The sequence below is a fragment of the Paenalcaligenes niemegkensis genome (assembly GCF_022230885.1).
In the GTDB taxonomy this organism is placed as follows: Bacteria; Pseudomonadota; Gammaproteobacteria; order Burkholderiales; family Burkholderiaceae_B; genus Paenalcaligenes; species Paenalcaligenes niemegkensis.
In genome coordinates, this window is record NZ_JAKGCT010000004.1 from 995,454 (window position 1) to 1,010,651 (window position 15,198).

The following is a 15,198-nucleotide window of genomic DNA, read 5'->3' on the forward strand; positions in this document are numbered from 1 at the left end:
GATGACAGACTTAGAACACATCCAGGCCGAAATCGGCGGCACTACCCAGGCTTTCGAAATGGTAATCGCTTTGATACTGGCCAAAGCACATGAAGATGATGACTCGGCTGTCGAGTACCTTGAGTCCGTTCTACAAGGCTTTAAAGACCTGGTTGCCGACTCCCTAAAAGGAACTGAGGCCCTAAGCGCCACCTACCCCCAAGAAGACGTCGATACATACGTAGACACATTTTCCGAGGCTGCTGAGTCGACACTAGAAGATATCTTTCAAAATGCCATTAACTTAATTGCTGGCAAGCGTGGTCCGGAACACGACTAGCACCAATATTCCCCCTCTAAAAACACAATCCCGGTTGCTACTGATTTGCGACCGGGATTTTTATATTCAGCTTAAACAGGCTTTCCGCCTGCAGCCATGGAAACTTCCCGCTTAACAACGATGAATGCGGGTAGACCCCTATGTTCTATACTTTTTAGACTCCCCATAATTTGTCCACATAACAAAACACAAGACCACTATGTGGACATATTGAAAATAAAAGCCTTCCTACTCGTGCAGATCAAGCGCGACCACTTACGCTCTTCCAGCCACTGACTGGTAAGTTCGACATGAAGCTATAACGAAAGGATTAAAGATGGATTTAGGTATCGCAGGTAAAACAGCCTTGGTGGGCGGAGCCAGCAAAGGCTTAGGCTACGGTTGCGCACTCGCACTGGTACGCGAGGGGGTGAACGTCGTCATCGTAGCCCGGGGCCCAGACAGCCTGTCCTCCGCCGAACAGCGCTTACTGCAAGCTCGCTCAAGGTGCGACGGGTTCGTGAAGACCGTGGCCGCCGACATTACCACCCCCAGGGCCGTGACGCCGTATTCGCCGTACATGCCGACTATGACATTGTAGTCACCAATGCTGGCGGCCCACCTTTAGGGGATTTTCGCGATTGGGAGCGTGAGCACTGGCTGGCTGCCGTGGAGGCTAATATGCTCACGCCTATCGAGCTAATAAAAGCCACCGTCGACGGCATGGCGGAACGTGGCTTCGGTCGAATCATCAACATTACTTCGAGCGCAGTAAAGTCACCCATTGATGTGCTGGGCCTGTCGAACGGAGCTCGTAGCGGACTGACAGGTTTCGTGGCGGGGCTGGCACGCAGCGGCATCGCCGAAAAAGGCGTGACAATCAACAATCTCTTACCCGGTGCTTACGCTACCGACCGATTGCAGTCCGGCCTAGCGTCAGCGGCCAAGCAATCAGGACAGGAAATTGACACGATCGCGGCTGCGCGACAAGCGCTGATCCCCGCCAAACGATTCGGAAATGCCGAAGAGTTCGGCAGTATTTGCGCCTTCCTGTGCAGCGTTCATGCGGGATATATAATTGGCCAGAACATATTGGCCGATGGCGGTGCCTATCCAGGAACTTTCTAAGCCCTGAAAAGAAAAAGCCAACGACCGTGAAGTCGTTGGCTTTTAAGGAAATCTTGGTGGAGCCGGGGGAATTGAACCCCCGTCCGCAAGCCCTCCGCAGGCAGTTCTACATGTTTAGTCGGAGCATTTTAAAGTTTAGCCTTGGAGTATGCCTACCGACTGGCCTTTCCGCAGCGATCCACTTAGTTTTAGAGCCTGTCTGAGTGGCCCAGACCGGCCCGATTCTTTGTAAATGACGCTGCTGCTGGTTTCCCAGCCTAACCCAAAGACAAATTAGTGCAGCGGCTCGGCCGTGTTTAAGCGGCTAGAGCGAAACGCTCATCATTGGCGTTTATACTTTTTCCAGTGGATTTACGAGCTGACTGGTGCTCGACATGCCCTGCTCTGTTTTGTGACCCACGTCGAAGCCAAGTCGGCCCCCACGCAAACACAGCATCTAAATAACTACGATGCAAGCATTATTTACTTATTATAAAGCATTAGAGCTATTTAAGGAAATGCTGATAGTGGTATTATTCTTGGTTGGCTCATAAAACAACACATCTGGGCATCCCTTTCGATGCCCTTTTATTTTATCTTTTAACCCTCGTAGATATTGAGGTTCCTCTTTGGAGATAATCGATGGCTACGCTTTTAGCCAGCAGCAACCCAGTTGTCAAATTCATCAAGCACGGCAGCATTGTTAAACAAATCATTATTGGCTTGATTGCAGGCATTGCGCTCGCCGCAATTTCGTCAGAATCCGCACAGCGCACAGCTCTGCTCGGCGAGCTTTTCGTTACAGCGCTTAAATCAGTCGCCCCTGTTTTGGTACTCTTTTTAGTAATGGCGGCAATTGCGAACCATCGCCAGGGAGCACAGTCACGGATGGGCAGGGTCCTTATCTTGTATTTAGCAGGTACATTCAGTGCCGCTGTGGTCGCTGTGATCGCCAGCTTTCTGTTCCCGTCCACCATACAGCTACAGGTAACTGAGGGAGTATTAAACCCGCCACGCTCGGTAGACGAAGTGCTGCTGGGGTTACTGCTCAGTATCGTCGACAACCCAGTCAAGGCGATTTTCAACGCTAATTATATGGCGATACTAGCGTGGGCAGTTACATTGGGCATTGGCCTCAGAAACGCTGGCGAAAGCACCAAGCTGGTGATACAGGATATTTCAAACGCAGTTACATACCTGGTAAAGCTAATTATCCGCTTTGCTCCTGTAGGAGTGTTTGGCATTGTGGCCTCTACCATTGCCACTACAGGGTTCAGCGTCCTTAACGAATACGCCCATCTGCTGATGGTGCTGATTGGCTGCATGCTGCTCATTGCGTTTATCGTCAATCCAATCATTGTTTTTAGTCAAATCAGACGCAACCCGTACCCATTGGTGCTTACGTGTTTGCGCGAAAGCGGCATTACGGCTTTTTCACACGAAGTTCAGCCGCGAATATCCCGGTTAACATGGCGTTGGCGGAAAAACTGGGACTGAACGAAGATACCTATTCAGTCTCCATCCCATTGGGGGCTACTATAAACATGGCAGGCGCTGCCATTACCATCACGGTCTTAACGCTGGCTGCAGTGAATACGCTGGGCATACCGGTAAGCCTTGGAACAGCCATTTTACTCAGCGTTGTCGCATCCATCTGCGCATGTGGCGCCTCCGGCGTGGCTGGTGGCTCGCTTCTGCTGATTCCTCTGGCATGCAGTTTATTTAATATTCCTAACGACATTGCCATACAGGTTGTAGGCGTAGGCTTCATCGTCAGCGTACTGCAGGATTCAGCGGAGACCGCGCTGAACTCGTCGACCGATGTGCTATTTAGCGCTGCTGCCACTGGCGACTCTAACATTTAACTTGGTCTGCCTGCGGCGACTTATGGACAGATAAACGGCCTTGCGCTCGATTGAGCGCAAGGCCGTTTATCTTGAAATCTCGGCGCAGCAAAATCTTCCTAAGGAGCTATATTCGTCGCACAGTCGCCAACAGAGCCGCCGCAAGGCCAAACATACTGCCGAAAATCTTATTCAAGCGCTTTAAATAAATAGCCTCTCTGAACAACAGTCGTAGGCGGGTTGCCAAGGTCGTGTAGCCCCCATGACAAGCAGGTCAACAACAACCATCGTCAAGCCAAGCACAAAGTACTGCATCCCCAGCGCGTTTTCTATGTTCAGAAACTGGGGGACCACCGCCAAGATAAATAAAATGGCCTTGGGGTTGCTCGCATTTATAACGAAGCCACGCCAAAACAAATGACTTCTTGAAACCATCGGACTGCTCCCTGCCTCGTCCGAGCACTCTCTGCCCGGGCTTATAGGCGCAGTCCATTGCCTGTATGCCAAATAAATCAGATAAGCCACGCCAAACCATTTGATGACTGTAAATGCAAGATCAGAAGTCGCCAGCAAGGCCCCAAGCCCAGCTGCCACCACAATCAGCTGTACAGCCAACGCTAACTGTAAGCCCAAGGCATTCCAGATTCCACGCTTAAAACCATAGCTCAGACCGGACGACATAGACGAAACCGCTCCCGCTCCGGGCGTGAGACTAATTAAAATTGAAGCAATTAAAAACGAGAGCCACGTATGAATTGTCATTAGCTGCAGCCTTAGCCTGCTGAATCAAGAATGTAATTCTACGCCTAATGTCAGTTTTATACCCCGGTTACGACACACAACCTTAGTTCGCACGACAGCAACTTAAGCCACCAAGGGCGTGTGCCAACATGAGCAACCGGAAATCCCATTACTGCTCTAAGCGGCATATACGCTAAACATGCTAAATAGTCACGTTTACTATTTTAAAAAGACATCAGTTCACTCAAAAACCTCACAGAACGTAACTATTTTACGCATTTTCTATGGTTTATTACGCCATAAGGCCCTTTTTATCTACTTACCAGACCATTACAATTTCAACACCAGCAGTGACGATTTTTTATTTTAAATTGCTGTTTAGGAGACAAGCATGTTGAACATCTTCAATACTGTCGTTGATTTCGTACCTGCCCTACTGATAGCAACTGGTACCATTGTGATCGCCTGGATGGCCATACTCGCTATCGGAAGCAAATAAACAGCAGAATCTAAAAGCAATTTCAGCTTTAAACACATAACGGCCCACCAAGACATGGCTATAAACTCCTCTCATGCTAAGCGTAATAATTGCTTGAATGATATATAAAGAGGGGTAGTTACTTGACTTTCTAAAAATAAAGCTGTAATGTAGTAAGCTTAACTTTAGAGAAGCATCAACTAAGGCTCTCTTAGTCTCAGCTTAGACTAATGCCTTCTTTAGGCCCTACTCAAAGTTAATGTTGCTGGACACCAAGCCCAAAACCGGGTCAGCTTATCTGCTGCCGGCTCTTGCGATTGGGCTTGAACACGATGTCTTTTTGAACGCACTTTAAGAACTATTACTAGATCGCGTCAAACTTGCAGGACATTAACAATACGTAGTAGCGACCAACGCTGCACTGTCATAAAAAACAAATAATTGTTCTCTATACTGACTTAACGTTTTGAACGTTAACGTCACTGAATATGCTTGGGCACAGACCCGAAAAACCAGAAGAACAATCCCAATAGGGAGTACACATGAAAACACTTTATCCAAACAGCTTAGTAGCTCGCCCAGAAAGCGTGAGCCTAAACGAAACCAACATTCGCCTTGGCGACACAGTATATCTACAACCATTGCATGGCCCCAAAGTTGCAGGCACCATAATTTTCAGTTCGCCTATCTTTGGTTGCACTACCTACACAGCTGATGCCACAGTCGGTGACTCTGATACCTCACAGCGTCTGCGCATCCGTTTTCGTTTAAAAGATATACATCACGTGGCCAACCGCCTCGGCGCAACCCACTAACCCCGACACCAGGAAACCATCCGGCGTTTCCGATGCCCTGTAAGACGCTTAATGCGTCACTCGGGCTCTCGCACTATGATGCCCCCAGCGGCAGTCAAAACAAATATGCCGCTACATGGCTTAAGCCCATGTAGCGGCATATTTTATGTAAGACCGGCTGAAGACCACTAGGCCAGTTCAGCCACCCTGCTCGACTCGGTAACTTCAGGCAATAATTTTCGATAGTAATTAGGCAAGGCAAATAGTGCCCCATGGACCTCATCGTTATAGTATTGCAAATTATCTATGTGTCGATCAGCTAAACGCTGCTGCACATCTTCTGTTGCTAAGGCTGACGGTTGAATGACATCAGATACCACCGCCAACGCCCAGTACGAGCCATAAAGGGGTATATGTAACCCATAGGCACTTACATGTTCGAAGACGCCGGTCAGCGCAGCTGTCATGGAGCGGACTTGTTCAGGCTCGTGGAAAGGAGCTCCGAGGTGCAAAACCATCGCACCGCCCGGGGCCAACACGCTTTTGCATTCATGGAAAAATTGCGTGGTATATAAAGGCCCTGCCGGGGTTTCAGGATCAGTGAGATCCAAAATCACCAGATCAAACTTTTCCTCGATCGTACGCACAAACTCTGCACCGTCTCCTACCAGCACCGAAACTCTTGGATTATCAAGCGAGCCATGGTTAATGGCTTGCAGATACTCGCGAGAAACGTCAATAACGTCCGCATCCAGGTCAACCAACGTGACCCGATCTATAGTGTTGTGCTTAAGAAGCTCTTCAAGAGCGCCGCCATCTCCTCCGCCGATAATTAATGCGTTGCGAGGATTTGGATGGCTTATGGCAGCCGGGTGCACGATCGCTTCATGATAGAAAAACTCTTCTTTTTCGGCAGTCATTAAACAGCCGTCCAGGCGCATGGTCAGCCCCAGGTCTGGCGACTCCAGTAACTCCAGGTGCTGATATTTGGTCTGCCTCGACAAGATGCGTCTGTTAAACCTGAAGCCATAGACAGCGTGGTCGTTCAGGCTCTCCAGCAGCAGTTCTCCGCTGCCGACAGGACCCTCTTTGTCACCGCGCAGCAAGTTGTTGCGCTGTACATGAGCTGGTTGGAATGCATCGACTAAACCATCGATAAGCTGCTGAGCCTTGGATGAATTGTTTCCACTGAAATTGCAGACATAGACGTCCAGGGTAACGCCACCGGTTTCGGGCCATGTATGAATCGCCAGATGCGACTCTGCCAGAAGTAAGGTTCCTGTTACTCCACCAGGTTCGCCTTGATATTCAGGGAAAGTAACCCATTTCTCACCTACGATGGTGAGACCTGATAATTCGGTCTGTTTACGGCATAAGGCAGCCAATGCGCTTTCATTGACAAAAATCGAAAGATCGCCAGAGCATTGATATAAATCTGCGGTTAGATGCAGGCCTTGCATAGGAATATCGCTCCCTGTTAAAGGATTTCGGCCCTTCCAAAAGGGCCGAAAAAGCCCGTTGCCAGTTAAAACCAATAGGTTAAAACTGACTTTACGAGAAAAGTCCACCACTATACAACAAATGCATAAGCACACATATGTACTTTTAGAAAAAAAGCAAGTTAGCAGTATATAACGAACTTTTCGTTGGATTTTAGACGCAATTGACTGCTTTTTGAAAGCTTAAAAAAACAGCCTTTTAGATCTGCATGGTGCTTTTCATCAGGAGAAAAAACAATGCTCAAAAGAGTCCCGTGCCATGTAAGGCGCGTAGTAGCGCCAGCAGACCAAGTATGGCAAAGATACAGGCCGCAATACCATGCACCAGGCGTACGGGAAGCTTATGCGCCAAACGGCCACCCACTAGCACGGCCGGAATATTCGCCAGCATCATTCCGAGTGTCGTTCCTATGACAACTGACCAAAAGGCATTGTATTGAGCTGCAAGAGCAATGGTAGCAATCTGGGTTTTGTCACCCATTTCTGCAATAAAGAAGGTCAGTAACGTAGTTACAAAAATGCCATGCTGCTGCAGCTTCAGCCCGTCATCATCCAGTTTATCTGGTATCAGCATCCATGCTGCCATCAACAAGAATGAGACTGCCAATATCCAGGTGAGCACTTGTGGATTGAAAACAGAAGGTAGTAATGCCCCTAAGGCTCCGGCCACGCCGTGGTTAAGTAAAGTTGCCACCAGGATCCCCATAATAATGGGTACTGGGCGTTTAAACCGGGCGGCCAGCACAAAAGCCAGTAGTTGTGTTTTGTCGCCAATTTCGGCGAGCGCAACAATACCGGTAGAAACAAATAAAGCTTGCATGTGAACCCCTGGCCGGATGAGAGACGATTGACCGCACTACCTCTCCGGCCATATGGGAAGGCTGTACGGTCAAAGGTCTTGCCAGGCATTAAGCTGCCAGCGCCATGCGGTATGGGATACCACAAGTATGTTGACGAAGGCCTCTAGAAGAAGAGCGGCTACTCCCCAATGACAGCCGACATCATAACAACTTTAAGGTTAAAGTCCAATCTGCTGCGAGACCATCATTGTTGCTAAAGAAACAATAATCAATTGTTTGTCTTGCCGTATATCCGAAGCCCAATACATCCGATAATAAACACATCACATTTAACTCGTTGGAACTGAAGATGAAATTACTGCAAATAGACTCAAGCATTAACGGCGAACAATCGATTTCGCGTACGCTAACAAGCTTTATCACGGAAAACTGGGTAGCTCAACACCCTGAGACCGAGGTTGAGTACCTGGACTTGGCCGTCGACGCCCCAAATCATTTCTCAGCCGATGCTATGGGCATTCGCAATCCCGCCCTTGGCGAAAGCGCGAACCTGTCAATGGAAGCCGAAAATGCTGTGTCCGAGCGTTTGGTGACACAGTTTCTGGCCGCCGATGTAATAGTCATGGCTGCGCCATTTTATAACTTCACTATTCCAAGCCAGCTTAAAGCGTGGATTGACCGCATATTGCAACCCCGACGCACTTTCCGCTACACCGACAATGGCCCTGAAGGCCTGGCTGGCGGAAAAAAGTCATTGTTGTATCGTCCAGGGGCGGGGTCTACTCTAGCTCTGAACAAGGCCAGGCTTTAGAGCATCAGGAAAGCTACTTAAAAGTAATATTTGGCTTTGTGGGCATTAACGATATAGACATCATCAGGGCCGAAGGTATTGGCAAAGGCCCTGAGGCAGCCGCCGAAGCCGTCGCATCTGCGAAAGCACAAGTCATGCAGCTACTTGACCAGCCCGCTACCGCGTGACAGACCAAGGCTATGCCCTGATGTAGGGCCGAAATAGACAAGGCGCTTATCAAGTATTCTCTACTAGATAAGCGCCTTTGTTATTTACTATAACTCGCTTATTGCGACCCCCATAAAGCCCGACAACGATGCCGCGAGCGGGCGTTCCAAGTACTACCTGGGCCTACCTTAAGGTTCGTCGTTTTCGCCCAGCATATGCCCCAGTTTCAAGGCCTTAGTATTCAAATAGTTGGCATTAAAAGGGTTCTCTTCAATTTGATGCGGTAGACGTTCAGCAACATCAAAACCCAGGCTGCTAAGCGCGAGTACTTTTCTTGGATTATTGGTCATTAACCTCAAGGCCGAAACCCCAAAATGGTCAAGCATAGGTTTGCAAATATCGTAATGACGCATATCTGCCGGAAACCCTAGCTGTTCGTTAGCCTCGACCGTATCCGCTCCCTGATCTTGTAAATGATACGCCTTTATCTTGTTGATCAGGCCAATGCCTCTTCCTTCCTGGCGTAAATACAGCACTGCCCCTCGTCCCTCGTGAGCAATAAGTTCAAGCGCCTTACGCAGTTGCGGACCACAGTCGCAGCGCTGGCTAAATAACGCGTCCCCGGTCAGGCACTCAGAGTGCACCCGCGCTAGCACAGGTTCAGGCGTACTTAAGTCACCCAGCGCGATTACAAGATGCTCTTTAGCAGAAACGTCATCAACAAAAACGTGTAAGTCAAAGACTGCCCAAGGCATAGGCAGTTTGCTAGAGGTAATATGGCTTAACAAAGTGGAGAACTCGATAAAAGGCGATCAACCGTTAATACACATCGATGCCTGAGACTGATCACGCTTTTGCCACAGATCGATAAAAACCAAAACTAGAGAATACCATCAGTCATGATGGCATGTAAGCATTTCCTTTACGCAAAAACCGACCGTTTGATTAACGTCAGCCAAGTAGTCTGCGTCACAGCGTGCAGGCCGGTATAGGCCTAAGCAGCAATGCTGACCCTGTATTTCAATTGCTATAGCATGGCTTCATTGTCTTATTTCATAGGGCATACCGCTGAATGACTACAGGCGGAAAACTTCTTTCTGGTGTAGACTAACGCAAACAAAATAAGAAGAAACCTACTGTTACCATGGCTTGCAATATGGGCTCGTCGTGACTCAACCTCTTGAACGGTTTAAAACATGCGTATTATTATTTGCGCGCTACTTTTGTCCCTTCTATTACCAAGCAGTTTCGCCTCGCCCTCGAGCCCTCAATCTCAATGGCTGACTCTCACGTCACGCTTGCAACTAAATACACCCTTTGGCGAAATAAAGATAAGCCCTAGCGATTATCTATACGAGTCCAGGCTGTTAATTGATGAGGCAGAAACCGTGCCGCCGATAATAGGCTATTTAAATATATCCTATGTCTTCTCTACCCCAGGCAAGCAAGCTGTTCTCGTCTCTATTCACACGGGCGAAGAGTCCTGTCCTACCCATTATCGCTGGTTGCTGCTTAAATCCGAAAGCTACGTTATCTCACCCCAATTTGGATCCTGCTCCAGCCATATCCGCGTCGATAAACGTGGAAAAACCCTGATTTTACAAACACCAAACCCTGACAGCCCAGAGAAAACAGACGAATACCAATACGACGGCCAACATCTCGTTAAGAAGATCCGCTAGCGATGGCCCTAAAGTTGCCCACAATTTATGTGCCTAAGTCTGGGGATAAGTTGTGCACCCAAGGCTGTATACCCCATCCCCACTCGGGCTGCCTTAAGCAGTATGGTTTTTGCACAGTTGAAGCAAAATTAACATTTGTTTGCCACTTATAATTGTGCCTCCGGCCAGGGACTGCTTATGATGATTGAAAACCGCGGCACAGGGTTCTTGAACTGACTCAGAAAAAAGCTCTTTCATAGTAGTCAAATACGGGCTGCCCTGTTTAGCTCCAGGCTCGCCCACAATAGCAATGGAGTCGACAAAGTAATGAAAAAAACACTCACAATCGCTTCTCTCGGTGCTGTCTGCCTAAGCCTCGCCGCTTGTACCAGCCCCTCTCGTCCAACCGGACCCGCAGTGGAAGGCCTAAACGTTCAGGGTGAACTTACTTATCTGCAACGCATTGCCTTAAGCCCCAACTCCATAGCCCGCTTTTCTGTCTATGAAGTGCCTCCGGCAGACGCCAGCGCGAAAGAGGTTTGGCATCACGACATGAGCCTGGAGGGCAAGCAAGTTCCTATTCCATTTGCTTTTTCTGTAGATAAAACCCAGCTTCCGGTGAACCAGCGATATGGTCTGCGAGCGGTCATTCATGATGAAACCGGCACAATGCGCTGGACCTCGGACGCATTTATTCCTATAGATGCTCAAGGCGATGTAGCTGATGTGGGGCAGATAAAGATGGTGCAGGTAGCAGCTCCGCAGGGTACGGCGTCAGGTGTATTCAGAGCCACAGGAAACGAGCCCGGCTGGAATTTTACATTGCAGAATAATCAGGCCGACGTAACCCTGGATTACGGCCAAACCCGATACAACATGACCTTGCCCCCACCACAAACCACGTATGCAGGTACGCATTATCGCGGAACCTACAACGGAGCCGATTTTGCTATCGATATGGTTCGTACGCCCTGCTTTGATAACATGAGCGGAGAATCCTTTGACCACGAAGTGGCTTTGACCATCGATAATCGACTTTATAAAGGTTGTGGCCGTTACCAATAAGCCATTGCCACATCCAGATTTGATCTACGAACATTAAAACTAACTTTTTGCTTTAAAAAAAGCTGCTTCAATTACTGAAGCAGCTTTTTCACTTTATGCTTGAGTCCACCTACCTAGACACTACGCGCTAACTGCTGCGCCAAACCAGTATAGGTACGTGGCGTGAGCTCAAGCAAGAAGCTCTTCGCGTCTCCAGGCAGTTCAAGCCCCTGAATAAAAGTGCGCAGCGCCTCTTGAGTAATGCCTTTGCCTCTGGTGAGTTCTTTTAGTTGCTCATAAGGGTTAGGCAAACCATAACGGCGCATCACCGTTTGCACTGGCTCGGCCAGCACTTCCCAGCATTCATCAATATCCGCGTCGATGGCAGCGGCATTCAACTCAAGCTTAACGAGTCCGCGCAAGCAAGAGTCATAAGCCACCATGCTATACCCTAAGCCTACTCCCAAGTTACGCAACACGGTTGAATCGGTAAGGTCACGCTGCCAACGCGAGATAGGGAGCTTTTCTGAAAGGTGGCGTAGTACTGCATTGGCCAAACCCAGGTTACCTTCCGAGTTTTCAAAGTCTATTGGATTCACCTTGTGCGGCATAGTAGACGAGCCGATTTCGCCTTCTTTAAGGCGCTGCTTGAAATAGCCCAAGGCGATGTAGCCCCAGATATCGCGATTAAAATCGATAAGAATTGTATTGGCTCGTCCGATAGCGTCAAACAATGCAGCCATCCAGTCGTGAGGCTCAATTTGAATAGTCAATGGGTTTTGTGTCAGACCAAGTCCGGCCAGCACTTTCCTGCTGAATTCAGGCCAATCCACATCCGGATAGGCGGACAGGTGCGCGTTATAGTTTCCGGTAGCACCATTCAGTTTGGCCAGAGGCTCAACCTGAGCTATTGCTCCTATAGCCTGCTTCAGGCGATAAGCCACGTTCGCAAATTCCTTACCCATGGTCGTAGGGCTGGCTGGTTGACCGTGGGTGCGAGACAGCAAAGGCTGATCGGCATACTGCGAGGCGTAATCACGAATCGCATCGTGCACCGCATTCAGTTGCGGCAACACCACTTGCTCACGGGCTCTGGTTAGCATCAGCGCATGCGAGGTATTGTTAATATCTTCAGACGTACATGCAAAGTGGATGAACTCTGCTGCTTGCTGCAGGTTTGAATCATCAGCGACCTGTTCTTTTAACCAATACTCAACTGCCTTCACATCATGGTTAGTGATTTTCTCGATTTCCTTGATACGTTGCGCATCAGTCTCAGAGAAATTTGCTACCAATTGCGTCAGCCTGGCTTCAGTTTCACCACTAAAAGGAGGCAGCTCTTCGAGCCCAAGCTTCGACAGCCCAACGAGCCAAGCTACCTCGACTTCGACACGGTGTGCCATAAAAGCGGCTTCGGAAAGTAAGCCGCGCAACGAGTTGCAACGGCTGGCATAACGCCCGTCAAGAGGGGACAGCGCATTAAGCGCGGTTAATTGTTCTGCGATTTGCATTGTCTGAGAGAAAGATAGAGAAGAAATCAAAGCTCCATTCTAGCACTGCCAGTGCGGCATACAGGAGCAAGCTATGAATGGTCTCTGATACAACTGCTGTCACCCTAAAGCCGGGCATGTCCTATACATAGGATAGAATTTTCTAACCATTACCCTTGCAGGAGCCGCTTATGTACACTTATTCGCTAACAGATGAAGGCAAAAAAATCATAGAGCAGTTTGTTCTGGAGCACGGAGTCGCCGACCTTAATTTAAATGCCTACTTCGCAGCCGCGGAAGTAGAGGCAGATAACTTCAATGTCGGCGAGGATGCCGTACCAAAGCTAAGGATTGAATCTAATTGCAGCATAGATAGTCTTGAGCATGAATTGTTCCTGGAGCGCTCCTGGTATATGGCACGTCCGGTTAGTGAGGAACAGGAGTGACGCCCTACCTAATCATTACCATCCAGGCAAGTTATTTGCAGAAGATGTAATGAATAACAGCTTATTAACCACAATCTTTATCATCAATCGTTAACTGTATGCTTAAACAGCCCGATTCAGGGGTAAGCCGTCGGCTTCCTGCTATACTTTTTGCTTACAACTACTAATACGTATCCATGAAACTCTTAGGTTCACTCACTAGCCCATACGTCCGCAAAGTGCGTGTAGTTATGGCCGAAAAAAGCTCGATTACGACCTCGTACTCGAAGACGTGTGGGCCGACGATTCCGAAATTCAGCAACATAATCCTGTGGGAAAAATTCCATGTCTCATCATGGACGACTACGGCAGCTTGTTCGACTCACGCGTTATCGTCGAATATCTTGATACCTTGTCACCTGTAGGACGTCTGCTACCTCAGTCTGGCCGGGAACGAGCTGCAACCAAGTGCTGGGAAGCCATCGCTGACGGCATACTTGATGCTGCGGTTGCCATTCATATCGAAACCCATCGCCGGCCTGCTGAATTGCGCAGCGACAACTGGATAAAACGGCAGGAAGGAAAAATCCACGCTTCTCTGGCACACATGAACGAGAACCTGGGTGATCAGGCCTTCTGTATGGGCATAAGCTTTACCCTGGCCGATGTCGCTGTAGGGTGCGCTCTTGGTTATCTAGATCTTCGTTTCCCGGAAATTAACTGGCGTAGCCAGTACGAGCATTTGCAACGTCTCGACGAAAAGCTGCAAGGAAGACCCTCATTTGCTACCACCCTTGCACCCTAGCTTATAAAATAATCCCTCCGCCCAGGCAGACATCGCCGTCATACAGCACGGCGGATTGCCCCGGAGTCATCGCCCATTGCGCTTGGCTGAACTGCAGCTCGAACCCCTCCTCAGTTACGTTAAGCAACTGGCACTCCGCATCGGGCTGCCTATAGCGGCTTTTAGCCGCATAGAGGCCTAAAGCGGGCGCCTCGCCATCAATCCAATTTACATTTTCTGCTCTGAGGCTTTTGTTAAGCAACCACGGGTGATCGTGTCCTTGTGCCACATACAGGGTGTTAGTAGCAAGATCTTTACGCGCCGCATACCATGCATCCGCGGTCCCGTCCTGACGCTGCTGGCCCTTAACCCCACCGATACCCAACCCCTTGCGCTGCCCATAGGTATGAAAGGCCAGCCCTCCGTGCTGTCCGATAACTTGCCCTTCCGGAGTTTTGATCGGGCCAGGCTCTGTAGGAAGGTAACGATTTAGAAACTCTCTAAAGGGGCGTTCCCCGATGAAGCAAATACCGGTGGAGTCTTTTTTGGCCGCATTGGGTAGTTTCAACTCTGCGGCTATACGGCGAACCTCGGTTTTAGGCAATTCGCCCAATGGAAAAAGCGTACGTGACAGTTGGTTTTGATTAAGCCTATGCAGAAAATAGCTTTGATCTTTACTGGTATCCAAGCCTTTAAGCAATTGATAGCGTGTGCCGTCGGTAGCTGACTCGACTGAACGCACACGTGCATAGTGCCCGGTAGCAATATAATCGGCGCCCAAGGTCATCGCATGATCTAGAAACGCCTTGAACTTAATCTCTGCATTGCACAGCACATCAGGATTAGGAGTGCGTCCCGCCGAATATTCGCGTAAAAACTCTGCAAATACCCGATCTTTGTATTCAGAGGCAAAGTTGACCGCTTCAATATCTACCCCGATCAGGTCTGCCACACTGGCAGCATCCAGCCAGTCCTGGCGTGATGAGCAGTATTCGCTATCATCGTCATCTTCCCAGTTTTTCATAAATACGCCAATCACCTCATAGCCCTGCTGCTTGAGCAGCCACGCACTAACAGACGAGTCAACGCCACCCGACATGCCAATAATGACACGTCCTTTATTTACAGATGAACCAGGCATAGAGATAGGCCATAAATACAAAAACAAGAACTGGCAGAGCGCGTTAAATCGCACAAGACCAGGACAATAAAAAACAAAAAGCCATCACAGATTAAAGTGATGGCTTAACACTGCTGTTTATCTTAACGCTTGAG

Annotated in this window: 11 protein-coding genes, 1 other RNA gene, 4 pseudogenes and 1 riboswitch; of the genes and pseudogenes, 9 read left to right on the forward strand and 7 right to left on the reverse strand. The window is 48.9% G+C overall.

Features of this window, described 5'->3' with window-relative positions; translation table 11 throughout:
* The first annotated feature begins 1 nt into the window (after position 1).
* Positions 2-319, forward strand: a complete 318-nt coding sequence (locus L1889_RS08795; protein ID WP_238664819.1) for a hypothetical protein — start codon at positions 2-4, stop codon at positions 317-319.
* A gap of 316 nt (positions 320-635) precedes the next feature.
* A pseudogene (locus L1889_RS08800) lies at positions 636-1,426 on the forward strand (SDR family oxidoreductase).
* Positions 1,427-1,480: 54 nt separating this feature from the next.
* On the opposite strand, the gene ssrA reads toward L1889_RS08800, so the two are convergent.
* Positions 1,481-1,846: a transfer-messenger RNA gene (gene ssrA / locus L1889_RS08805) on the reverse strand.
* Between the two features lie 201 nt (positions 1,847-2,047).
* On the opposite strand from ssrA, the pseudogene sstT reads away from it, so the two are divergent.
* Positions 2,048-3,270, forward strand: a pseudogene (gene sstT / locus L1889_RS08810) (serine/threonine transporter SstT).
* 180 nt (positions 3,271-3,450) lie between these two features.
* Here the strand turns inward: sstT and L1889_RS08815 are convergent.
* Positions 3,451-4,011 (reverse strand): LysE family transporter, encoded by a 561-nt coding sequence (locus tag L1889_RS08815; RefSeq protein ID WP_238664820.1) that lies wholly within the window; start codon positions 4,009-4,011, stop codon positions 3,451-3,453.
* A 999-nt stretch (positions 4,012-5,010) separates the two neighbouring features.
* Between L1889_RS08815 and L1889_RS08820 the strand changes: the two genes are divergently transcribed.
* Positions 5,011-5,283, forward strand: a complete 273-nt coding sequence (locus L1889_RS08820; RefSeq protein WP_238664821.1) for a hypothetical protein — start codon at positions 5,011-5,013, stop codon at positions 5,281-5,283.
* A gap of 167 nt (positions 5,284-5,450) precedes the next feature.
* Here L1889_RS08820 and speE read toward each other — a convergent pair whose 3' ends face one another.
* Together speE and L1889_RS08830 are read right to left on the reverse strand one after the other, a co-directional pair.
* Positions 5,451-6,722, reverse strand: a complete 1,272-nt coding sequence (gene speE, locus L1889_RS08825; RefSeq protein ID WP_238664822.1) for a polyamine aminopropyltransferase — start codon at positions 6,720-6,722, stop codon at positions 5,451-5,453.
* Between the two features lie 280 nt (positions 6,723-7,002).
* A complete protein-coding gene (locus L1889_RS08830) occupies positions 7,003-7,581 on the reverse strand; it encodes a TMEM165/GDT1 family protein (protein WP_238664823.1) in 579 nt (192 codons plus the stop codon).
* Positions 7,582-7,760: riboswitch (yybP-ykoY riboswitch) on the reverse strand. It lies immediately after the preceding gene.
* A 150-nt stretch (positions 7,761-7,910) separates the two neighbouring features.
* On the opposite strand from L1889_RS08830, the pseudogene L1889_RS08835 reads away from it, so the two are divergent.
* Positions 7,911-8,539 (forward strand): annotated as a pseudogene (locus tag L1889_RS08835) (FMN-dependent NADH-azoreductase).
* 168 nt (positions 8,540-8,707) lie between these two features.
* Here L1889_RS08835 and ribA read toward each other — a convergent pair.
* On the reverse strand, positions 8,708-9,322 hold the full coding sequence (ribA, locus tag L1889_RS08840; protein WP_308217668.1) for a GTP cyclohydrolase II: 615 nt from the start codon (positions 9,320-9,322) through the stop codon (positions 8,708-8,710).
* A 393-nt stretch (positions 9,323-9,715) separates the two neighbouring features.
* Between ribA and L1889_RS08845 the strand changes: the two genes are divergently transcribed.
* A complete protein-coding gene (locus tag L1889_RS08845; RefSeq protein ID WP_238664825.1) occupies positions 9,716-10,201 on the forward strand; it encodes a hypothetical protein in 486 nt (161 codons plus the stop codon).
* A gap of 306 nt (positions 10,202-10,507) precedes the next feature.
* Positions 10,508-11,245, forward strand: coding sequence for a YbaY family lipoprotein (locus tag L1889_RS08850; protein ID WP_238664826.1), 738 nt, complete (start codon positions 10,508-10,510; stop codon positions 11,243-11,245).
* Positions 11,246-11,358: 113 nt separating this feature from the next.
* Here the strand turns inward: L1889_RS08850 and purB are convergent, their stop codons facing one another.
* Positions 11,359-12,735, reverse strand: a complete 1,377-nt coding sequence (gene purB / locus L1889_RS08855; protein WP_238665894.1) for an adenylosuccinate lyase — start codon at positions 12,733-12,735, stop codon at positions 11,359-11,361.
* A gap of 170 nt (positions 12,736-12,905) precedes the next feature.
* On the opposite strand from purB, the gene L1889_RS08860 reads away from it, so the two are divergent.
* Positions 12,906-13,160, forward strand: coding sequence for a hypothetical protein (locus tag L1889_RS08860; RefSeq protein WP_238664827.1), 255 nt, complete (start codon positions 12,906-12,908; stop codon positions 13,158-13,160).
* A gap of 176 nt (positions 13,161-13,336) precedes the next feature.
* A pseudogene (locus L1889_RS08865) lies at positions 13,337-13,944 on the forward strand (glutathione S-transferase N-terminal domain-containing protein).
* A 1-nt stretch (position 13,945) separates the two neighbouring features.
* Here L1889_RS08865 and mnmA read toward each other — a convergent pair.
* Positions 13,946-15,064, reverse strand: coding sequence for a tRNA 2-thiouridine(34) synthase MnmA (gene mnmA / locus L1889_RS08870; RefSeq protein ID WP_238664828.1), 1,119 nt, complete (start codon positions 15,062-15,064; stop codon positions 13,946-13,948).
* Positions 15,065-15,198: the final 134 nt, after the last annotated feature.